Genomic DNA, 19,054 nt, shown 5'->3' on the forward strand with positions numbered 1-19,054 from the left:
TATAATGAGCTGATAATTTTTATGAATAATGTGACATTAAATCGAATACCATATAAAAAGCTCTTTGCTTATCGCTTTCTTAGCGCGCTGAGGGCTAGTTTTAATTCTGATAAACAGCCTTCACAACAGAAGTCAATTGGGAGTAAGTCAATGGACATTAAAAGTTTTTTAACTAAAGCGGCTGTCATTTTTCTAGCAATCTATTTTGTCATTGTTATGCCGCTAGCATCCTCAATAAAAGATGCAACAAAAGGAATTGATACTTCTCTCAATAAAACCTCTACCAAGCTTATGTTAGTTAGCCTCATATCTAATCCAGAGACTCTCTACCTCTTGGCGAATGAAGAGGTCGGTGCAGCAAATAAAGGTAAGGCAAAAATGTTTATCGATACTGCCATTGGAATCATAGAGTCTCGCAATAGCAATCCAAGCTATAAAGTGAAGTTTTATCAGATGCGCGAAAAAATTCTTGAAATGCCGGATAAGAGTTGATTAAGTAAATTAAGCTCGTTTAGTTCTATGGATATAAGCCATTAATAAATTTATTAAGATACGGTTGATTCGGATTGCAATCCTAATTGCGATTCCGCTACCCCTTACCCTATTTTTTTTTCTTAGTGCTGATTTTCTTGGATTATGGAGTCAACCCTATCTAGCTGCCTTAGTGTGGGGGCTTTTAATCTTTGAGACACTCTTCATTTTTGGGCGCCTGATATCTAAACTTTTTAATGCGAATAACTACAGCTACGCTCTTTACCCAGTTTTGGGTTTAGTGGGGATTCTTCTGTGCGGTGGTTACCTTAATTTAGCCGGCTTACTTTCCGCGGCCCTAATTAATCTAATTGTTTTGTCGGGGGCCTTAGCTTTTTCTTTTTTGGGAATTAGAAACGTTCCAGTAATTTCTGAAGCGCTTTATGAGCGTCTAAAAGAACAGGGACTTTTATTTCCTATTGTTCTACTTTTGGCAATTTTGTCAGTCATATGGTCATACCTGAGTTCTGTTGGCAATCTCAATTTCAATATTCATGATGATTATCATGCGTATCTTTTCTTCCCGAGTAAATTACTTCAGCTTGGCACCCTAGGAATAGATCCATTTTCTGAAAGACGTTTGATTTCTGGATTGGCTGGAAATTCTTTTCTGTTGGCGGTTGGTTTGGTGCAGATGAAATGGTATTTTCTACATGCCATCGACTGGGCTTTGGGAATGCTAGTTTTTGTATATTCAATTACATTTATTCGAATTCGAGCATCATTTAAAACTGAATTTTTAGTCAAGTCTTGTCTAGTGATAGGCTTGGTTTTATTTTCGATTCCTGCTGCCAATATCACCTCGAATGTGATGCCAATGGCAATAGTTTTTGCAATTTGGGCTTGGCTATTAGGTCTAATCGATGCGCAAAATCCCAATTCATCTCTCGGTGTTAAAGGTGGCTTAGTCCTTGGGGCGATGCTTGCATCCCTGCTTACTTTAAAAAGTACTCTCACGCCATATGCAGCAATAAGCGCTCTATTAATTCTTGTTTATCTCAAATGTACCTTAATAGCCTCATGGAAACAGTTTGCATTATTTTTCTCAAGTTTTTTATTGGGCAGTACTCTAATGCTATTGCCCTGGATGATTGATTTATTCCAATCTTCAGGGTCCTTTTTCTACCCGCTTCTAGGTAAGGGTTTTCATGCTGCACAGTATGGGTACTTTCATGGGGCAACTGAGAATTTTTTCTCTAGAAGAACCATTTATTCGAATATTGCTGCGGTATTTTCGCCGCTAGGAAAGTCAGTATTTAGTATTTCAATCCTATTACTGCTGTTCTTATTGCTTCAGTTATATCGCAGTAGATACCAGTCTCGTTTAATTATCTTCGCCGCATTACCTTTGTTTTCCTCAATCCTAAATTGTTTAATTGTTGGCTATGCTATTGGTGGGTATGGGGCCTATCGATATGTTTATTTCGTGGGCTTGGCGTCCCTTATCATTTCGATAATCGCATCTTCTTTTCTTATTCAGAAGAAAGCAATGGCAATTGTCATTTATGGGATTTGTATATTTTTCTTAGTTCGCGGCGCACAGGATCAGGTGATGCACTCATCTTCACTTGTGGCCGAAATCAAGCGTGCTTGGTATAACCAGAATCCCATTTCTATGGTGGATCAAGATAGGTATCGCGCAGCTTCTAAGGCAATACCCCAAGATGGCAATGTTTTGCTCCGAGTCGCCTATCCATTTTTATTAAAAATTAGCCCTAATGTGCTTGTGGCCGATTATCCTGGTGCAGCTAGTCCGCCCCCAGGAATGCCAATTGGTAAGGGCCCAGAGGCCCTCAGGAGTTATTTGCTTTCTCATGGTGTTAGCTATATTGTTTGGGACTATCAATCACAGGCAAATTTTGGAAAAACGCAATATGGGGAGCGCCTAAGCCCAGAAACCCATCCTTGGATACGTAGTGAGGCTACCTTATCTTTTGATTTCCAGGAGAATTTAGAGAACATGCGACTAAGCGGCAAAGCAATGTATGAATCTGACGGTATTTCAATCATTGATTTGCGATAATAGGGCCATGAACACGCATTCACACATTGATAGGGCCGCTCGCGAGGTATTGGAGGCAAATCGTGTTGCGGTATTTATCGTGGCATACAATGCCTCCAAGCATATTGCAAGCGTCTTAAATCGCATTCCTTCGTGGGTTTCCGAGGAGCTGGTAGAGATATATTTGATTGATGACAGCTCTAAAGATGATACCGCCTTAATCGCCTCTCAAATTAATTGGCCCACAAACTTTGCGCCATTAAGAGTCTTTAAGACGCCATTTAATCAGGGCTATGGTGGCAATCAAAAAATTGGATATAACTATGCAATTAAGCAAAACTTCGACATTGTTGTGCTTCTCCATGGAGATGGACAGTATGCCCCAGAGGCACTTCCCCATTTATTGAGTGAGTACGTAAATGGTGCGGATGCAGTATTCGGTAGTCGGTTTATTAATGCAGGTGGTGCACTGAAGGGCGGTATGCCCCTGTACAAATTTATTGGAAATAGAGTTCTTAGTGGCCTTCAGAATTATTTTATGAAGGGCTCATTATCTGAGTGGCATAGTGGTTATCGCTCGTATCGAACCAGTCTTCTTAAGCGTGTTCCATTTTCTTGTAATAGCAATGATTTTGACTTTGATGCAGAAATTATTATCCAGACCTTAGGTGCTGGAGGTGTGATCAAAGAGGTTCCAATCCCTACTTTTTATGGGGATGAAATATGTCATGTGAATGGTATGCGATATGCAGTTCAGTGCATGAAGAATGTTTTGCAATATCGCGCAATGCAAGCAGAGCTATTTTTTGACCCGCGTTTTGATCTGTCTAAGTATGGTCAGGAATCTAAGCAATCAAAGAAATGTGCAGTTACTACAATCAATGGATTTATTGAGAACCTCAATTTACCTACCGCATTAAAGATTCTTGAATTTGATGCAATGAATCATGAACTAGGGTTTAATCAATCACCTAATAGTGTGGCCAATGAATATGACGTAGTAGTAGCTTTAGACACCCTACAAAATCAGAGCTCTCCCGAATTGGCTTTGCTTAATATTGGTAAACATCTAAAAGCTAACGGATTGCTATACGTCAGCTGTGCAAATGTTGCTTATTTTCCAGTGAGATTAATGCTGTTTTTTGGTTTTTTTAATTATGGTCGCAAGGGTGTGTTGGATAGAGCTCACCATAGGCTTTTTACTAAGGGATCATTTCGGCGATTGTTACTGCAAGGTGGATTTGAGGTTGAGATGGTTCATGGCTTTGGTCCCCCGATTATTGATAGGGTCGGACAGTCACTAGTTCTTAGGTTGTTAGATAAGGCTTCATATTTTTTGGCTAGATCCTGGGTTTCACTTTTTGCATTTGAAATATTGTTTATTGCTAAAAAGCGCGTGGATATTGAGTGGTTACTTCAAAAGACAACTGCATACACAAATAAATCCGAGTAATAAACCCATTCATACTGCCCTCTCTTATGATAACCCCAGCCACTAATAGTCGACAGCGATTTAAGCTACAGGGCATTGCGGGCTTAACTCTGATTCTCGTTAGCAGTATTCTTCTAGGAATTTGGGCTGTTAAAGGCACCATTGCTTTAAGAAATATCCTCTTGGGGGTTGGCACCCCTATATCACTTTTTTATTGTTACCAGTATTTCAATCTCAATCAGCAAAAAATCCCTCTGAAAAATTTCATTCCCATTACCCTGATAGGCTTGTTGTTTATCTGGATCATCTTCCATTACCTCTTTCTATCAAGATTTCCAGACATTCAGCTTCATGAACTCAAGAGTACTTGGTTGAGAAGCTTTTTAGCCTCTATCGTTGGCTTTGGGACTGGACTTGCAATATTAAGAAGGCCTAATGCAGTGAACTTCTTATGGCTTGGCATCTTCATAAGCTTTGCATATCTTTTATATCAATACATTCCACTGGCGATCTCGGCAGGCAGCCTTAAATATCATAATTACGAACAATTTATCTACCCTGGAAAAATTAGCGGTGTATTGGTTGGAACGCTCCTACTTGCTGGTCTTTTAGGAACCCTCCTGGATTGCATACCAAGCTTAAATCTCAAGGCAAAAATAATCATGTTTTTATTTTGGCTGCTTGGATCCTGTTTGATCCTGTACTCCTATGTCTATATATTTGATACACGCAATGGTATCGGTCTTGGGGTGCTGATTTTCAGTTTAGCTTCAATGTTTTTTTTAACGAAAATATTCTCTTCATTACTTAATATATCTCATCTCAAGATAGCATTAAAAAATGGATTATTTGCACTTAGTTTGATGGGTTTTATTGGATGGTTTGGGTGGCAGCAATTTCAATTAAACCCAGGTTGGTCATCTATGATTGACGATACTAAAGTTGCCGTGCAAATTGAAAAATACCCCAACTGGCAAAATCCACGAGTATTTGGTTATCCCCCCTCATCACTAGGTAAGGTGGTTGCAGGCAACACCTATGAGCGGTTCTCCTGGGCGACAGCGGGAGTAACTATCTTTATTCCAGAAAATCCCTTAGGTGTCGGCATTCTCAGTAAACCCTTTGGCGTATTGTTAAACGCCAAGTTCCCCAATAGCGGAAACTATATCCTCTCTTCCCATAGTGCTTGGGTAGAATTGACCCTGGCATTTGGTATTCCTGCTTTAATTTTTACCCTAGGCGCCTTGCTCGTTATTCTAGTTTTATCTGCTACTGCAAATGGCCCTTTTAAATATTTTCCGACCATTTTTTCACTTGCAATAATCGCACTTTATACGGTAGGGGAGCTTAGCTCTCAGCACTCTATTGAGATCTTGTATTTCTGTATTGCCCTCCTTGGGGCCTGCCTGTTTCCCTCTGTCGGTAAAAGTCTGGAAAATCAAAAAGTATTTAGGGCTCATTGAAGAGTCAAAGTGGCTCATAATCCCTTATAATCCTTTGAATTAACTAAGAAATTATTTTGCTGACAAAGGCAAGCACATTATGGTGTCACAAGATCAAAATATCCAAACTGAGCAAGGGGAAGTCTCCCTCTTGGATATTGTCAATTTTGTACAAGAGTCTTGGAAAAAACTCGCTGTAGCTGTTCTTGTTGGCGCAACTCTTGGTTATGCCAATTGGAATTTCTTAGGTAGCTACAACGCTGAACTTGTATTGCTGAATAACAAAGGCACCGACCTGGTTTCTTGGCGAACTCTTCAAAAGACTTTGCCAAATTTAGCGGGACAAATGGTTGATGAAAACAAGGTTCCAGAAGGCCAGGAGTCTCTTTACCGAACTTTGAGCGATTCAAGTTGGTGGCAAAAAAATGCTGTCCCAAGTTACGCAATGACTAGGTCCGATTTGAAGGAGCTGGCCTCAATCGCAGGCCTAGAGTCATCTGGCGCGAATATTTCTAGTCTTACGCTATCGGCAGCGGGCCCATCAAAAGAGAAGGCAATCCAAAATGTAATTTGGGCAAAAGATTTCGCACTTCAAGGAGCATCTTACCTTGCAGTCAAGTCATTATTAAGTGCGCAAGAATCGCAGCTTATCAGCATAGGCGCAGAGATTGAAAAGAAAGTTAACGCGACCCAAATCGAATTGGGGTATCAGCAGGAACGACTAAAAAGCTTAGAGATTCTAGCCAAGCGGTTCCCAAGCGAGCAAAAAATGATTAGCCAGGTAGTCGACCCCAAAGACTCGGGGGCCAAGTATTTGCCCATTAGTACTCAAATCATTGCTGCAAATACGGATATCAATAACAGCAAAGAAACGCTTGAGCGATTGAAGGAGCAGCAGGCTCAAATGATAGTGCTGAGCACTTGGGTAAAGATGGCATCACCCCTCATAATGACAAACTATAACGGTATAACTCTCACCGAACAATTATTGGGGCAAGAAGCCAAATTACGCGCAACATTAAATTCAGCTGATCCTAGGGCTCTGGTATTTGTTGATGGCCTAAGATTAAGCCTACTGGCCAATGATGTGCGCTTTACCAATGGCTTTGAAATGAACACCGCACCCTCTGCCAAGAAAAAAGGCATGCTGAAATCTACGGCCGGTGGAATGGCCGCCGCATTTTTCTTAATGCTATTGGTGCTGTTGAGCCAAAGACTCTGGGCGAGTATTAAAGGTAGCGCAAAAATCAGTGGCGTCCAGTAATGAGTAGAGCGCAGTCAAGAGCTTGGGATCGGGCATTAGCGGGTGTAAGACCATCTAAATCTCTTGAATTAAGGATAAATGCATGAAGGAAATAGGCAATGAGTCAATTGGAGTAAGTACAACAAGAGACGTTGGAATTTTAGAAAAAAGGGCCGAAATTCTAAGTTCAAAATCCCTTGCATTCGAGGATGTATTGGTTAATTTTCCTGTTTTTACTAGGAGAATTCATATTACTAGGTTTTTGGCTCATTATGAGCTATATAAAATGATACAAAATATACCTGGCTCCATAGTGGAGCTTGGTGTATTTAAGGGTGCGAGTTTATTTGCATTTGCTCATTTCTTGGAAATCTTCAATCATGGCGATAGATCAAGAAAAGTTATTGGGTTTGATTCATTTGAGGGGCTACAGAATTTCACTGAGGAGGATGGGGCAATCAACCCTGAACATGGGAAGGTAGCTGGGGGTTGGGGTGCTGGAGTTGGATTTGAGGGCGAATTACTTTCAATGATGGATCTTTTTTCGCAAGAATCCTTTGTGCCACAAGCCAAAAGGATGGAGTTGGTGAAGGGCGACATTTTAGAAACTGTTCCTCGTTATGTAGCTGAGAATCCTGGACTAAGAATTTCTCTTCTACATTTTGACTGTGATTTGTATGAGCCTACTCTCATCGGATTAAAAAATTTAGTGCCATTAATGCTTCCGGGAGGCCTTATTGTTTTTGATGAATTTGCAATCACGGCCTGGGCTGGTGAAACTAAGGCTGTAGAGGAGTATTTCGGTCAAGGCAAAAGAATTGAAAAATTTTCGTGGACCACATCTCCTGGTGGATTTATTAGATTCTAGGAAAGAATGATGAATCAGGATTGTCTTGCTCAATTTAAGAGAGATGGATATTTGCTTCTTGAGGATATTATCTCCAACAAGGAAATTCATGAGATTAAAGAAGGTATTGATACCTTAGCTAAAAATCTTGTAGCAAATACAGATTATGGAGATAATCCATTTCTATTTCTTGCTAACAATGATAGGCCTCTTGCCTCAAAAGTCTTTGATGCACTGATTAAATTACCAGTTGCCAATAGATTTTTTTACTCGGAAAGACTGGAATCAATCGCAAAATTTTTGCTTGATACTGATTTTGTGTTGTCGGCTCCTTCCCAGATGAATATAAGAGCCGATCATCCAGGGGAAAGTAAGTTTCTTTATCCCTGGCATGATGATTGGTCTTATAACGGAAGCTCTGTAAATTCATTAATCTATTGGATTCCATTGCAGGATGTTGATAACGAGAATGGGTGTCTTCATATTATTCCCGCTTCTCATCTGCATCCTAGAAATGTATATACCAATATGAATGCGCTTACCTCTGGAAATTCTGCAGATTATTTTAAAATAAAGGATATAGAGGAAATTATTCGTATTTTGCCTGAGATCAGGGTGCCGCTAAAATTAAGGCAAGGAGTAGTTTTTCACTCTAAGCTTTTACATAAATCGGGCGTAAACTCTTCGAAAGCAACTCGGCTCGCCATTCAATCACGCTGGTATGACGGCAATTTCTTTGATGCAATTGCAGACGCCTACCAGTCTTCCAATGAAAACCTAATCATTAAAAATAAATGAATCCAGAAGAACTCGAAGCTCAATCCATTGAATTAAAAACGCATAAATTATTTAATGGCGAAATGACCAGCCGATCTAATTTTGAAAACAAATTAGATTCAAGATTGTTAGCAATTCAAAAAGAGCTTTTACCAAAATATGGCGGAAATTGGGGGGTTCACAGCTTAGTTTCCTTAAAACGAATGGCCATCAGTAGGGTTATTTATTACCACGAGTTGTATCAAAAAATTATTCAAGTTCCAGGGGTAATTTGTGAGTTTGGTGTTCAGTGGGGCGCTACTATGGCCTTATTGGAAAATTTTCGGGGTATGTATGAGCCCTATAACGTATCAAGAAAAATTTTTGGGTTTGATACATTTGAAGGTTTTCCAGAGGTAGATCCTAAAGATGGCATGTTTGCTAAGGAGGGGGACTACAAATCGTTCGATGGTTATGAGGATCTCCTAGATGAGATATTGGGGATACATGAACAGTTTTCTCCAATTAACCACATTAAAAAATTTGAGCTTATCAAGGGTGACGCATCAAAAACGATCAATTGCTGGATTGACAATAATCCCCATGCAATTGTTGCAATGGCTATTTTTGATATGGATATTTATCAACCAACCAGGGATGTATTAGAAAAAATCATACCGCGTCTAACCAAAGGTTCGTTGCTGGTTTTTGATGAGCTTAATTGTGCCCACTTCCCTGGTGAAACTACGGCTGTTCAAGAAATTTTGGGTTTAAATAACCTCACCTTAAGAAGATTTCCACATCAAAGCTATTGTGCCTGGACTGTCTTTGGAGAGTAAAAGTATGAATGGTGAATTATGAAAGCAGTCATTCTTGCAGGTGGTTTGGGTACACGAATTTCAGAGGAAACTGAAAACAAGCCTAAGCCAATGATTGAGATTGGCGATATGCCGATTCTATGGCACATTCTTAAGCTCTACTCTGCTCATGGTGTAAATGATTTTGTCATTTGCTGTGGCTACAAAGGTTATGTTATCAAAGAATATTTTGCGAATTACTTTTTGCATATGTCTGACGTGACCTTTGATATGGCACATAACAAGATGGAAGTGCATCATCGTTATGCGGAGCCATGGAAGATTACTTTGATCGATACAGGTATGGATACGATGACGGGTGGGCGCCTAAAGCGTGTTGCCAAGTATGTTAAAGATGAAGAGGCTTTTTGCTTTACCTATGGTGATGGCGTGAGCGATGTCAATATCACTGAGCTCATTAATTTTCATAAGAGTCACGGTAAAAAAGCGACCTTAACAGCTGTATATCCGCCTGGTCGATTTGGGGCAATTGATATTCATACTGATTATCAAATTACCTCTTTTAAAGAGAAGCCTAAGGGCGATGGTGGAATGATCAATGGGGGTTTCTTTGTGTTATCTCCTGAGGTGATTAACCTCATTAAGGACGACTCCGCTATCTGGGAGCACGAGCCTTTAGAGACTTTGGCTCAGCAGTCAGAAATGATGGCGTATCAGCATCATGGATTTTGGCAACCAATGGATACGCTGCGTGATAAAAATTACCTTGAAGAGCTTTGGTCTTCTGGTAATGCCCCTTGGAAGACGTGGTAATGAAAGCAGCGCATGTCGATCCCATTTTTTGGAAGGGCAAGAAAGTCTTTTTAACGGGTCATACTGGATTTAAAGGTAGTTGGCTATCACTCTGGCTTGCCTCCATGGGTGCAAAGGCTACGGGTTATGCATTGGCGCCTAATACAACACCCAACTTATTTGATGTATTGGCGATTGATTCTCTGATTGAGAAATCGAATATCGCAGATATTCGTGAATTAACTGTTTTGAAAAAAGCTATGTCAGAGGCGGCGCCTGACGTAGTGATTCATATGGCAGCTCAGCCTTTGGTACGCTATTCCTACACCAATCCAGTCGAGACCTATGCCACAAATGTCATGGGCACTGTACATGTTTTAGAGAGTACACGAAGTATTGAGTCGGTGCGGTCTACGGTGATAGTAACTACAGACAAGTGCTATGAAAATAAAGAGTGGGTTTGGGGTTACCGCGAGAATGAGCCCATGGGCGGGTTTGATCCTTATAGCAATAGCAAAGGCTGTGCAGAGTTAGTAACCTCAGCCTATCGCCAGTCTTATTTTTCAAGTCCCAATTCAACCAATAGGGTTGCCTCTGCTAGAGCGGGTAACGTGATCGGTGGTGGGGATTGGTCTGAAGATCGTTTAATTCCCGATGCCATTAAAGCGTTTGAGGCAAACAAGCCTTTGATGATTCGAAATCCTTTGGCAACCCGTCCTTGGCAGCATGTTTTGGAACCCCTTTCGGGTTATTTGATTTTGGCCCAAGCGCTTTATGAGCAAGGCTCGGACTTTGCATCGGGCTGGAATTTTGGACCACGGGATGAAGATAATCGCGTAGTGAAAGAAGTGGTTGATCTTCTAATTTCTGATTGGGGCGAAACGGCTCGCTGGGAAAAAGAGGGCTCAGAGCAGCCATATGAAGCTAACCTCTTGAAGTTAGATTGCTCCAAAGCGCGTACGCATCTAGGGTGGATTCCCAAATGGAATCTAGAGACGGGCACAAGGAAAATTGTTGAGTGGCAAAAAGCCTTTCAAGCAAAAGAAAATATGCAAGAAGTTAGTCTTGCGCAGATCAATGAATACCAAGCCAGTAAGTGAAAAAATTAGAAATTATGATGCAGGCAAAATTTAGATGTAGGTATTGCGCTCAATCACTATCGAACTCAGTTGTATCTTTAAAAAAGATGCCTTTGACAGATGACTTTATTTTGACTGACAAGCTTGATCGACCGGAATATTTGAATGATGTCGATATTTTTGAATGTCAGAATTGCGGTCTAGTGCAAAATCCCACGGATTTTGATCACGAAGGCTACTACCAAGATTATCAATACAGCACCGGTCATTCGACTTTTGCAAAAAACTTCATGCATAAGTATGCTCAGATTTTGATTGAGTGTTTTAAGGAAATTAATAAATGTGATCCAGAATCGGTCATTGAAGTTGGATCTGGAGACGGCGTTCAATTACAGCAATTTTTAAATTTAGGGGTGTCCCGAGTTTTGGGTATTGAGCCTAGCGATTACCTGGCCAAGATTGCAATTGATTCTGGGGTTCCTACCCAGGTTGATTTATTTGGAAGGCATATCAAAGAAGAGATAGAAGAGCGATTTGATATCTGCCTTTCTTCCTATACTTTAGATCATGTACGAAATCCGGTTGAGTATCTTGAGACAACGCATGGAATGTTAAATGATGGCGGAATCATTGCCTTCGAAGTTCACAACTTAGAAAAAATCATTGAGCGAACTGAGTATTGCTTATTTGAGCACGAACATACAATTTATATGACGCCAGCTGATGCTAGAAGATTTGTAGAGTGCCAGGGGTTTGAGGTGCTGACTATTGACCCTATACCTTCTGAAGAGGTCAGGGGTAATTCACTAATTCTGGTTGCTAAAAAGATCTCAAAAAATATTCAGCGTTATACGGCTCAATATTTTCATAATGTTCAGCTTGATACATTAAATGATCGAATTATTGAGATGATTAATCGCCTTAATAAATGGGTTAATTCAATTCCTGCCAATGAGGATATTGTTGGATTTGGAGCGGGAGGTAGAGGTGTGATGACCTTGGCCGCAATGGAAAATCCGCGCCGTTTTAGAGCTCTACTTGATTCCAATTATCAAAGTGGAAAATTTGTTGCTCCAAAAACACGTATACCGGTTGTAGGGCCTGATCAATGGCCTTCATTTGCATCTGCCTATTGTTTAGTTTTCTCTTTCGGATATTTCACCGAGATAAAAGAGCAGCTAATTAAAAATGGATATATGCCTGAAAAAATTATTTCACTGGCTGATTTTTTTCTAGAAGCGAAAAATTAATAGATGAGAGTTTTTCTAACTGGTGCATCAGGTTTTGTTGGCTCATTTTTTTTAAGAAATTTACTTTCTTCTAGTGAGTATGAGGTTTCCGTTCTATTACGCAAACCAAGGGACGCGTGGCGTATTCAAGATCTGCTGCCAAAAGTACAAGTTATTGTTGGCGAGTTAGATCGGTTGGAAATAATTGAGGCTGAGTTATTTGATTTTAGGCCTAATGCCTTCGTGCACTTGGCATGGAATGGAGTTTTAGGAGGTGATCGCAACAGCCCCTCTCAATGGCGTAATGTGATCTCAACCATGGAGCTGGTAGAGTTGGCAAATAGGTTAAGCGTGAACACTTTTATAGGCCTAGGCTCTCAAGCTGAATATGGACCTTGCCAACATAAAATTGATGAATCTTGCCAAACTAAACCAACAACTTTGTACGGCGTCTCAAAATTGGCCGCGCAACTACTTAGCGAAAGATTGTGTGCGGAATATGGAATTCGCCATGCATGGCTTAGACTTTTTTCTTCATTTGGGCCAACAGATAACCCAGAATGGCTTATTCCATATTTAACTAAATGCTTGATAGAAAAAGAAAAGTCAAAGTTAACGGCGGCTGAGCAGATGTGGGATTATATTTATGTGGAGGATGTAGCGTCAGCAATACGATCGGTCTTGGATGCTGCGGATGCAGAAGGCGTATTTAATTTGGGGTCTGGAAAGGCTTACATGTTAAAAACTATCATAGAAAAAATTAGGGACTTGATAGACCCTAAATTACCGCTTGGATTTGGCGAAGTGCAATATCGGCCAGATCAGGTTATGCATCTTCAGGCAGATATTTCAAGGTTGAATAATGCTACTGGCTGGCTACCGAAATTTGAGTTAGATCAAGCTATTGAAGAAACAGTCGCATGGCACAAGAAGGGGGCTTCATGAGTAATGATGTTAATCAAATGGCTAGGAATATACGTATACATGTATTGAAAATGGTGCATCGCGCTAAAGCATCCCATATAGGATCTTGCTTTTCAATCGCCGATATTTTGGCTGTCCTATATGGTTCATTCATGCGAATTAAGCCAAGCAATCCAAAGTGGGAATGTCGGGATCGTTTTATATTAAGCAAAGGGCATGCTGCTGCTGCTGTTTATGCAACTTTGGCGCTCAGAGACTTCTTTTCTATTGTTGAATTGGAAAATTATGGCAAAGATAACTCAATTCTAATGACGCATATCAACCATAAAGTTAGTGGCGTTGAATTTTCTACAGGATCTTTGGGTCATGGTTTGCCATTTGCAGTTGGGAAGGCGTTAGCGGCAAAAAAGAACTGTAAATCATGGCGCACTATTGCATTATTGAGTGATGGTGAATTGGATGAGGGCAGTAACTGGGAGGCTTTTATGTTTGCAGCCCATCATCAATTAGATAATTTAATTGTAATTATTGATTACAACAAGCTACAGAGTCTTGCTACGGTAGCCAATACGCTTGGCCTCGAACCATTGGTTGGAAAACTAGAGTCTTTTGGATTTTTGGTCAGAGAGGTTAATGGTCATGACTTGTCACAAATTGAAGCTGCATTGAATGCCACCCCCTGGAGGACTGGCAAACCATCCGTTCTGATTGCCCATACAACCAAGGGTAAAGGAGTTGGCTTTATGGAGAATAAAGTAGAGTGGCATTACAAGAGTCCAAATGATCAACAGCTTGCAGATGCACTGGCTGAAATTGAGGCTCATTATGCGTAATGCCTTCATAGATGAGCTGTTGGTACAAGCCGAGATAAATAATAAAATTGCCCTAGTAGTGGGTGACCTTGGGTATTCTGTTGTGGAGTCATTTGCCGAAAGATTTCCAGAACGATTTATAAATGCGGGTGTTGCGGAGCAAAATATGATGGGCTTGGCTGCAGGTATGGCGTCTGAAGGCTATCACGTTTTTGTTTACTCAATTGCTAATTTCCCAACATTTAGATGTGCGGAACAAATTAGAAATGATGTTGCTTATCATAAGCTTCCCGTAACTGTTGTGGCAGTGGGTGGTGGATTGGGGTATGGAAACTTAGGTTACTCACATCATGCGATTCAAGACTATGCGCTGATTCGGGCAATGCCAAATATGCTCATTGCGGCGCCTGGTGATCCTATGGAGGTACGGTCCTGTTTGCGCTACTTGATTAAAAACCCTGGCCCATCATATTTAAGGTTGGGGAAATCGGGGGAGGTTAGTTACCACATTGCCCCACCGATAATTAATCCAGGCGGCTGGGTGCAATTACGATCAGGTAGTAGCAATTGCGCGCTTTTAAGTACAGGCACGGCATTGCAAATATCCATGGAGTGGGCTGGTAGCCACAGGTATAAAAATCATTCCATCTATTCAATGCCTTTGTGGTCTATGTTTGATAAGCCAGCACAATATGACTTATTGATTAAGCATAAAGAGGTTATAACAATCGAAGATCATTTGATTGATGGGGGATTTGGGTCGTGGTTTTTAGAGGCTTCTGCTTTGAACCAAAAGTTAGCTGGAATTGTTCGACCAGTAGCGTTAAGTCACAAGATATGTGGAAGAGTTGGGTCTCAATTAACCCTGCATCGCTTTGGGGGGCTTTGTCTTTAATTCTCTTCTCATTGAATCTCATAGATAAGCACAAAGAGTGGTAATAAATCTTTCAATTACTTTAGCAATAATAGGCCTAATTTAATTAAAGCCATGCAATTACCTATGCGACGATATTTCTATCTTGACATTCATATATTTAAATTAATCATTCAGCGTGGTTGGAATATTATTGCTGGAGCAATTACAGTGATATTAATTCCAATCTGGTTTACCGGAGTAGAGCAAGGATATTACTTTACTTTTCTGAGTCTATTGGCATTACAGGCTTTTTTTGAAATGGGCTTCAGTACTGTCATAGGGCAATTTTTTGCGCATGAAGTTGCATTTTTAAAAAAAGATGGTGATGGTTTTTTATCGGGTGATAGAAGAACCATTAAACGCGTTCAAGCTTTGCTTATACTAGTTCATAAGTGGTATTTGACAGCATCATTACTATTTTTCATTTTTATAGGTTCTTTTGGGGTTTTTTTCTTTCAAAGAGAATCTGGGTTATTTACTGTTGAATGGTTAAATATTTGGGTTTTTTTGGTATTTATGGGTGCTGCAAATTTGTATATCAGCCCATATTTGGCAATTTTAGAGGCAGTTGGGTATGTAGGTGAAGTAGCACAGCTGCGCTTAATTCAAACTATGATTGGGTATCCAATAATGTGGATACTTTTAACTATAAATTTTGGTCTAGGAGTGGTAGTTGTTGTGCCCACAATTAGTGCCTTCTTGGGTGGGTGCTTTATCTATAAGCGTGGCATAAATCTGAGACAAAATTTTGATAATAGGGATCTCGGAGAGCCTATCATTATCAGTTGGCGTCATGAAATTCTGCCGATGCAATGGAAAATTGCTCTTAGCTGGATGGGGGGGTATCTAGCCTTTCAGGCAATAACACCAATCATCTTTATGCACCAAGGTGCAGTTGAGGCCGGGCGAGTGGGACTTGCATTTTCAATTTTTAATGCAATATCTCTAGTAGGAATGAGTTGGTCAACAGCAGCAATGCCACAGATGATTAAGTTGATTGCTCATAATAAGAGAGTAGAACTTATAAATTTATTTGATAGGGTTTTGAAAAGTTCAGAGATATTTATAATACTAATTTTAGGTGCTTTTTTAATTACCTTGCTGGCTTTGAACTATTTTTCTGCATCTATAGTTGATCGACTTCCACGTTTCTCTATGCTTGTATGTATGGCGCTCGTAGCAGCAGTTAATAACTATATTTTTACAGCTGCAAATTTTATGAGAGCTCATAAACAGGAGCCTATGTTGACTCTTTCGCTGGTTAGTGGGTTGATGATACTTGGGGCAATTTTCTATGCCTCTCAGTATAGTGTTGGAATAACAATCGCTGCATATACTGGAATTATTATTGGGATAAGTTTTCCGTGGACAGCCCTACTTCTGAAAAATTTTAAAAAATGAAAAAAATATTATGTATTGGAATACCAACTTTTAATCGAGCCCATTATTTAAAAAGAGCGCTTTCTTCAATAGAAAAACAATTGAACTCAACATGCTCAATCGTGGTTAATGTATTTGACAATAATTCAACAGACAATACACAAGAAGTTGTAATGGAGTTTGTGAATAAGTATAGAAATATCTTTAATTACTATAAAAACCCTGAGAATATTGGCCCTGATTTAAATGTTGCTCAAGCCTATCTCAAGTCTAGCGCTAAATATACTTTAGTATTCGGTGATGATGATGTCTTTTTAGATGGGTCTATACAGTTAATAATAGATAAGCTTTCGAGAGACGAAAATTACGGTTTGATATTTTTAAATTTCTACGGATTTAAAAATAGTTATACTAAAAAAAAGCCAATCATTCAGTATTTTGCTAAAAAACAATACCATGAGATACGCGATAGCTCAGCCCTATTGCGATTAATTGGAATAAACGCAGGATTTTGTTCAGCCTGCATAGTTAATAGCGAAGCAATTAATGAAAAAGATTTAATGGAAAATATAGGATCATACTTTAACCACCTTTATCCAATAATAAAGTCTTCTCAATTAGGTCTAAATAATTTGTATTTCACAAGATATATGATAGCGCAGCAGGAAGGAAACTCAGGTAATTACGATTATTTCAAAGTTTTCGCAGATAGATTTTATAAAATTTATATTGAACTTGTAAAATTCGATCCGATAAGCAAAAGATTTATTGAAAACGAAATCATTATAAAAGTACTTCCCTCTGCAATTATTTTTGCGAGAACTAAGAAATATATTGGCTACAACATAAATTCGATTAATTGTGTGGGTGATAATTTTGGACATCGACACATATACTGGATTTTTATTTATCCATTAATAGTTTTACCAGAAATTGTTGCAAAATATTTACGAATCCTAATCTTAATAGTTAGCATATTATATTTTAATTTAGAAAAATACATGATTCTAAGGTGTATTAAAAAGGTATAGAATTATTTATTTTAATAAATATTATGAAAATTGCAATTGATATATCTATTACAGATAAGACTAAAACTGGAACATCAATTTATGTTCTTGAGCTTATAAAAGCACTCAAAAAAGATCTACCACAAAATATAGAATTAATATATCTAAGAGGACCAAAATCCATTAAACACAAAAATATAATTACACAAATATTAAATGTACTAATACAGGTCTATTGGTTAAATATTAAAATCCCATTAAAAGTTTATAGTCAAAAAATTGATTTAGTTCATTTTCCGGCAAATATAGTACCTTTTTTTCGATTTTGCAAAACTGTAGTAACAATTCATGATGCAAATTTTATGAGAGAGCCTGAAACATATAATAAATTATGGAGTAAATATGGTTTAATTCAGTATATAAACTCATCAAAGATTGCAAACAGAGTAATTACGATATCTGAATTTTCAAAGAAGGATATAGTCAAATATTTTCATGCTAAAGAAGATAATATTTCAGTAATTTACCATGGCTGCAGAAGCTTGCCTATAAATAATGATGTGTATGAAAATAATTTTGGTAAATACGTTTTATTTGTTGGCGGCGCTTTTCCCAGTAAGAACCTACCACGATTAATAGGCGCATTTTCTAAAACCTCTGAATTAAATTTAGTAATTACTGGTGGAGAAGGATCTGATATAGATAATGTAAAAAATTTAGCTAGTCAACTAAATATGAAAAGAAAGCGTGTATTTATATTGGGATTTGTATCAGATCAAGTGTTAGATCAATTATATAGAAATGCTCATATGTTTATATTCCCTTCTTTAACTGAAGGCTTTGGATTTCCACCACTGGAGGCAATGAGATACGGTATACCTGTCACCTCATCTAATTCTGGGTCCTTGCCAGAGATATTGGGCAAGGCTGCATATTTCTTTAATCCATTGCACGAAGATGAGATATCTGAATCAATCAACATAGTTAGTGGCGATGATAAGCTCCGTAAAAAATTGATTGAAGAGGGGTATGAGAGAGTTAAGAAGTACTCCTGGAAAAATTGTGCAAAACTCCATCTAAATGAATATATAAAAGTTTTTAATAATGATTTTAAATAGAAAAATAATTTTCAAATATATACCAAGAAAATATATATTACCTCTATATTATTGGTATTTGAAATATACAAATAGATTAGATAAAGAGTTGAAACATATTTCAAATCTTATAAAAGATGCACGTGTTGCGATTGATGTTGGTGCTAATCGCGGAGTTTATGCTTTTCATCTTTCGAAAATTTTCAATGAGGTGATTGTCTTTGAGCCTCAAAAGTGGTGTATAGATATAATTAAAGATGCAGAAATTAAAAATATTAAGTTGTTTAATTATGGCTTATCTAATACAGTTGGTATGACTAAAATATATACTCCACTTGATCCGAATAAAATGCCAATAGATGCATTTGCTTCATTAAGACCCATAGAAAACTCTATAGAAAATATCATTCCTATTAATAGATTAGATTATTATGATTTTTCAAATGTTGATTTTATAAAGATTGATGTTGAAGGGCATGAGTATGAGGTCCTTGAGGGCGCAATTGAAACTTTAAAAAGGAATAAACCTTTATTGCTAGTAGAAATCGAGCAAAGGCATCAGACGAGAAATATTATTGAGGTTTTTAATTTTTTATCATCGATTGGATATTCTGGATATTGGCTTAATAATTTAAAACTAATATCAATAAAAAATTTTTCTGTTGAAAATAATCAAACACCATTTTTAAATAATGTTAATAACTCATCATATATTAATAATTTCTTTTTCTTACCTATATAAAC

18 protein-coding genes are annotated in these 19,054 nt (G+C 38.5%); all 18 read left to right on the forward strand.

Annotated features, from left to right (window positions below; translation table 11 throughout):
* The first annotated feature begins 21 nt into the window (after window positions 1-21).
* Window positions 22-492 carry a hypothetical protein gene (locus FD974_RS01625; RefSeq protein WP_215365193.1) on the forward strand — a complete coding sequence of 157 codons (471 nt, stop codon included), beginning with the start codon at window positions 22-24 and terminating at the stop codon, window positions 490-492.
* A gap of 382 nt (window positions 493-874) precedes the next feature.
* On the forward strand, window positions 875-2,554 hold the full coding sequence (locus tag FD974_RS01630; RefSeq protein WP_215365195.1) for a hypothetical protein: 1,680 nt from the start codon (window positions 875-877) through the stop codon (window positions 2,552-2,554).
* 7 nt (window positions 2,555-2,561) lie between these two features.
* Entirely contained in the window at window positions 2,562-3,986 is a 1,425-nt protein-coding gene (locus FD974_RS01635) for a glycosyltransferase (RefSeq protein WP_215365197.1), read from the forward strand.
* A 419-nt stretch (window positions 3,987-4,405) separates the two neighbouring features.
* Window positions 4,406-5,428 (forward strand): hypothetical protein, encoded by a 1,023-nt coding sequence (locus FD974_RS01640; protein WP_215365198.1) that lies wholly within the window; start codon window positions 4,406-4,408, stop codon window positions 5,426-5,428.
* A gap of 79 nt (window positions 5,429-5,507) precedes the next feature.
* Window positions 5,508-6,671 carry a hypothetical protein gene (locus FD974_RS01645; RefSeq protein WP_215365200.1) on the forward strand — a complete coding sequence of 388 codons (1,164 nt, stop codon included), beginning with the start codon at window positions 5,508-5,510 and terminating at the stop codon, window positions 6,669-6,671.
* A gap of 82 nt (window positions 6,672-6,753) precedes the next feature.
* Window positions 6,754-7,518, forward strand: coding sequence for a TylF/MycF/NovP-related O-methyltransferase (locus tag FD974_RS01650; RefSeq protein WP_215365202.1), 765 nt, complete (start codon window positions 6,754-6,756; stop codon window positions 7,516-7,518).
* A gap of 6 nt (window positions 7,519-7,524) precedes the next feature.
* Window positions 7,525-8,295, forward strand: coding sequence for a phytanoyl-CoA dioxygenase family protein (locus FD974_RS01655; RefSeq protein ID WP_215365204.1), 771 nt, complete (start codon window positions 7,525-7,527; stop codon window positions 8,293-8,295).
* A complete protein-coding gene (locus FD974_RS01660) occupies window positions 8,292-9,092 on the forward strand; it encodes a TylF/MycF family methyltransferase (RefSeq protein WP_215365206.1) in 801 nt (266 codons plus the stop codon). Before FD974_RS01655 ends, FD974_RS01660 begins: the two co-directional genes overlap by 4 nt.
* Window positions 9,093-9,110: 18 nt before the next feature.
* Window positions 9,111-9,884 carry a glucose-1-phosphate cytidylyltransferase gene (rfbF, locus tag FD974_RS01665; RefSeq protein WP_215365208.1) on the forward strand — a complete coding sequence of 258 codons (774 nt, stop codon included), beginning with the start codon at window positions 9,111-9,113 and terminating at the stop codon, window positions 9,882-9,884.
* Window positions 9,884-10,963, forward strand: coding sequence for a CDP-glucose 4,6-dehydratase (gene rfbG / locus FD974_RS01670; RefSeq protein WP_215365210.1), 1,080 nt, complete (start codon window positions 9,884-9,886; stop codon window positions 10,961-10,963). The genes rfbF and rfbG overlap by 1 nt, the downstream gene beginning before the upstream one ends.
* Complete coding sequence (locus FD974_RS01675; RefSeq protein WP_215365212.1) at window positions 10,960-12,192, forward strand: methyltransferase domain-containing protein; 1,233 nt, start codon at window positions 10,960-10,962, stop codon at window positions 12,190-12,192. The genes rfbG and FD974_RS01675 overlap by 4 nt, the downstream gene beginning before the upstream one ends.
* A gap of 3 nt (window positions 12,193-12,195) precedes the next feature.
* Window positions 12,196-13,116 carry an NAD(P)-dependent oxidoreductase gene (locus tag FD974_RS01680; protein WP_215365214.1) on the forward strand — a complete coding sequence of 307 codons (921 nt, stop codon included), beginning with the start codon at window positions 12,196-12,198 and terminating at the stop codon, window positions 13,114-13,116.
* Window positions 13,113-13,928 carry a transketolase gene (locus FD974_RS01685; protein ID WP_215365216.1) on the forward strand — a complete coding sequence of 272 codons (816 nt, stop codon included), beginning with the start codon at window positions 13,113-13,115 and terminating at the stop codon, window positions 13,926-13,928. Before FD974_RS01680 ends, FD974_RS01685 begins: the two co-directional genes overlap by 4 nt.
* Window positions 13,876-14,802 (forward strand): transketolase family protein, encoded by a 927-nt coding sequence (locus FD974_RS01690; RefSeq protein WP_215365218.1) that lies wholly within the window; start codon window positions 13,876-13,878, stop codon window positions 14,800-14,802. The genes FD974_RS01685 and FD974_RS01690 overlap by 53 nt, the downstream gene beginning before the upstream one ends.
* 93 nt (window positions 14,803-14,895) lie before the next feature.
* On the forward strand, window positions 14,896-16,224 hold the full coding sequence (locus FD974_RS01695) for a hypothetical protein (RefSeq protein WP_215365220.1): 1,329 nt from the start codon (window positions 14,896-14,898) through the stop codon (window positions 16,222-16,224).
* Window positions 16,221-17,234, forward strand: a complete 1,014-nt coding sequence (locus tag FD974_RS01700; protein WP_215365221.1) for a glycosyltransferase family 2 protein — start codon at window positions 16,221-16,223, stop codon at window positions 17,232-17,234. Before FD974_RS01695 ends, FD974_RS01700 begins: the two co-directional genes overlap by 4 nt.
* 23 nt (window positions 17,235-17,257) lie before the next feature.
* Entirely contained in the window at window positions 17,258-18,331 is a 1,074-nt protein-coding gene (locus tag FD974_RS01705; RefSeq protein ID WP_215365223.1) for a glycosyltransferase family 1 protein, read from the forward strand.
* 58 nt (window positions 18,332-18,389) lie between these two features.
* Window positions 18,390-19,052 (forward strand): FkbM family methyltransferase, encoded by a 663-nt coding sequence (locus FD974_RS01710; protein ID WP_215365225.1) that lies wholly within the window; start codon window positions 18,390-18,392, stop codon window positions 19,050-19,052.
* Window positions 19,053-19,054 lie beyond the last annotated feature (2 nt).

Origin of the sequence: Polynucleobacter sp. es-EL-1, assembly GCF_018687975.1 — a bacterium.
In the GTDB taxonomy this organism is placed as follows: domain Bacteria; phylum Pseudomonadota; class Gammaproteobacteria; order Burkholderiales; family Burkholderiaceae; genus Polynucleobacter.

Bases quoted from the DNA above. Each gene is read 5' to 3' on its own strand.
- FD974_RS01625 (WP_215365193.1), top strand. From the start codon at position 22: ATGAATAATGTGACATTAAATCGAATACCATATAAAAAGCTCTTTGCT.
- FD974_RS01635 (WP_215365197.1), top strand. From the start codon at position 2,562: ATGAACACGCATTCACACATTGATAGGGCCGCTCGCGAGGTATTGGAG.
- FD974_RS01645 (WP_215365200.1), top strand. From the start codon at position 5,508: ATGGTGTCACAAGATCAAAATATCCAAACTGAGCAAGGGGAAGTCTCC.
- FD974_RS01650 (WP_215365202.1), top strand. From the start codon at position 6,754: ATGAAGGAAATAGGCAATGAGTCAATTGGAGTAAGTACAACAAGAGAC.
- FD974_RS01655 (WP_215365204.1), top strand. From the start codon at position 7,525: ATGATGAATCAGGATTGTCTTGCTCAATTTAAGAGAGATGGATATTTG.
- FD974_RS01660 (WP_215365206.1), top strand. From the start codon at position 8,292: ATGAATCCAGAAGAACTCGAAGCTCAATCCATTGAATTAAAAACGCAT.
- rfbF (WP_215365208.1), top strand. From the start codon at position 9,111: ATGAAAGCAGTCATTCTTGCAGGTGGTTTGGGTACACGAATTTCAGAG.
- rfbG (WP_215365210.1), top strand. From the start codon at position 9,884: ATGAAAGCAGCGCATGTCGATCCCATTTTTTGGAAGGGCAAGAAAGTC.
- FD974_RS01680 (WP_215365214.1), top strand. From the start codon at position 12,196: ATGAGAGTTTTTCTAACTGGTGCATCAGGTTTTGTTGGCTCATTTTTT.
- FD974_RS01685 (WP_215365216.1), top strand. From the start codon at position 13,113: ATGAGTAATGATGTTAATCAAATGGCTAGGAATATACGTATACATGTA.
- FD974_RS01690 (WP_215365218.1), top strand. From the start codon at position 13,876: ATGATCAACAGCTTGCAGATGCACTGGCTGAAATTGAGGCTCATTATG.
- FD974_RS01695 (WP_215365220.1), top strand. From the start codon at position 14,896: ATGCAATTACCTATGCGACGATATTTCTATCTTGACATTCATATATTT.
- FD974_RS01700 (WP_215365221.1), top strand. From the start codon at position 16,221: ATGAAAAAAATATTATGTATTGGAATACCAACTTTTAATCGAGCCCAT.
- FD974_RS01705 (WP_215365223.1), top strand. From the start codon at position 17,258: ATGAAAATTGCAATTGATATATCTATTACAGATAAGACTAAAACTGGA.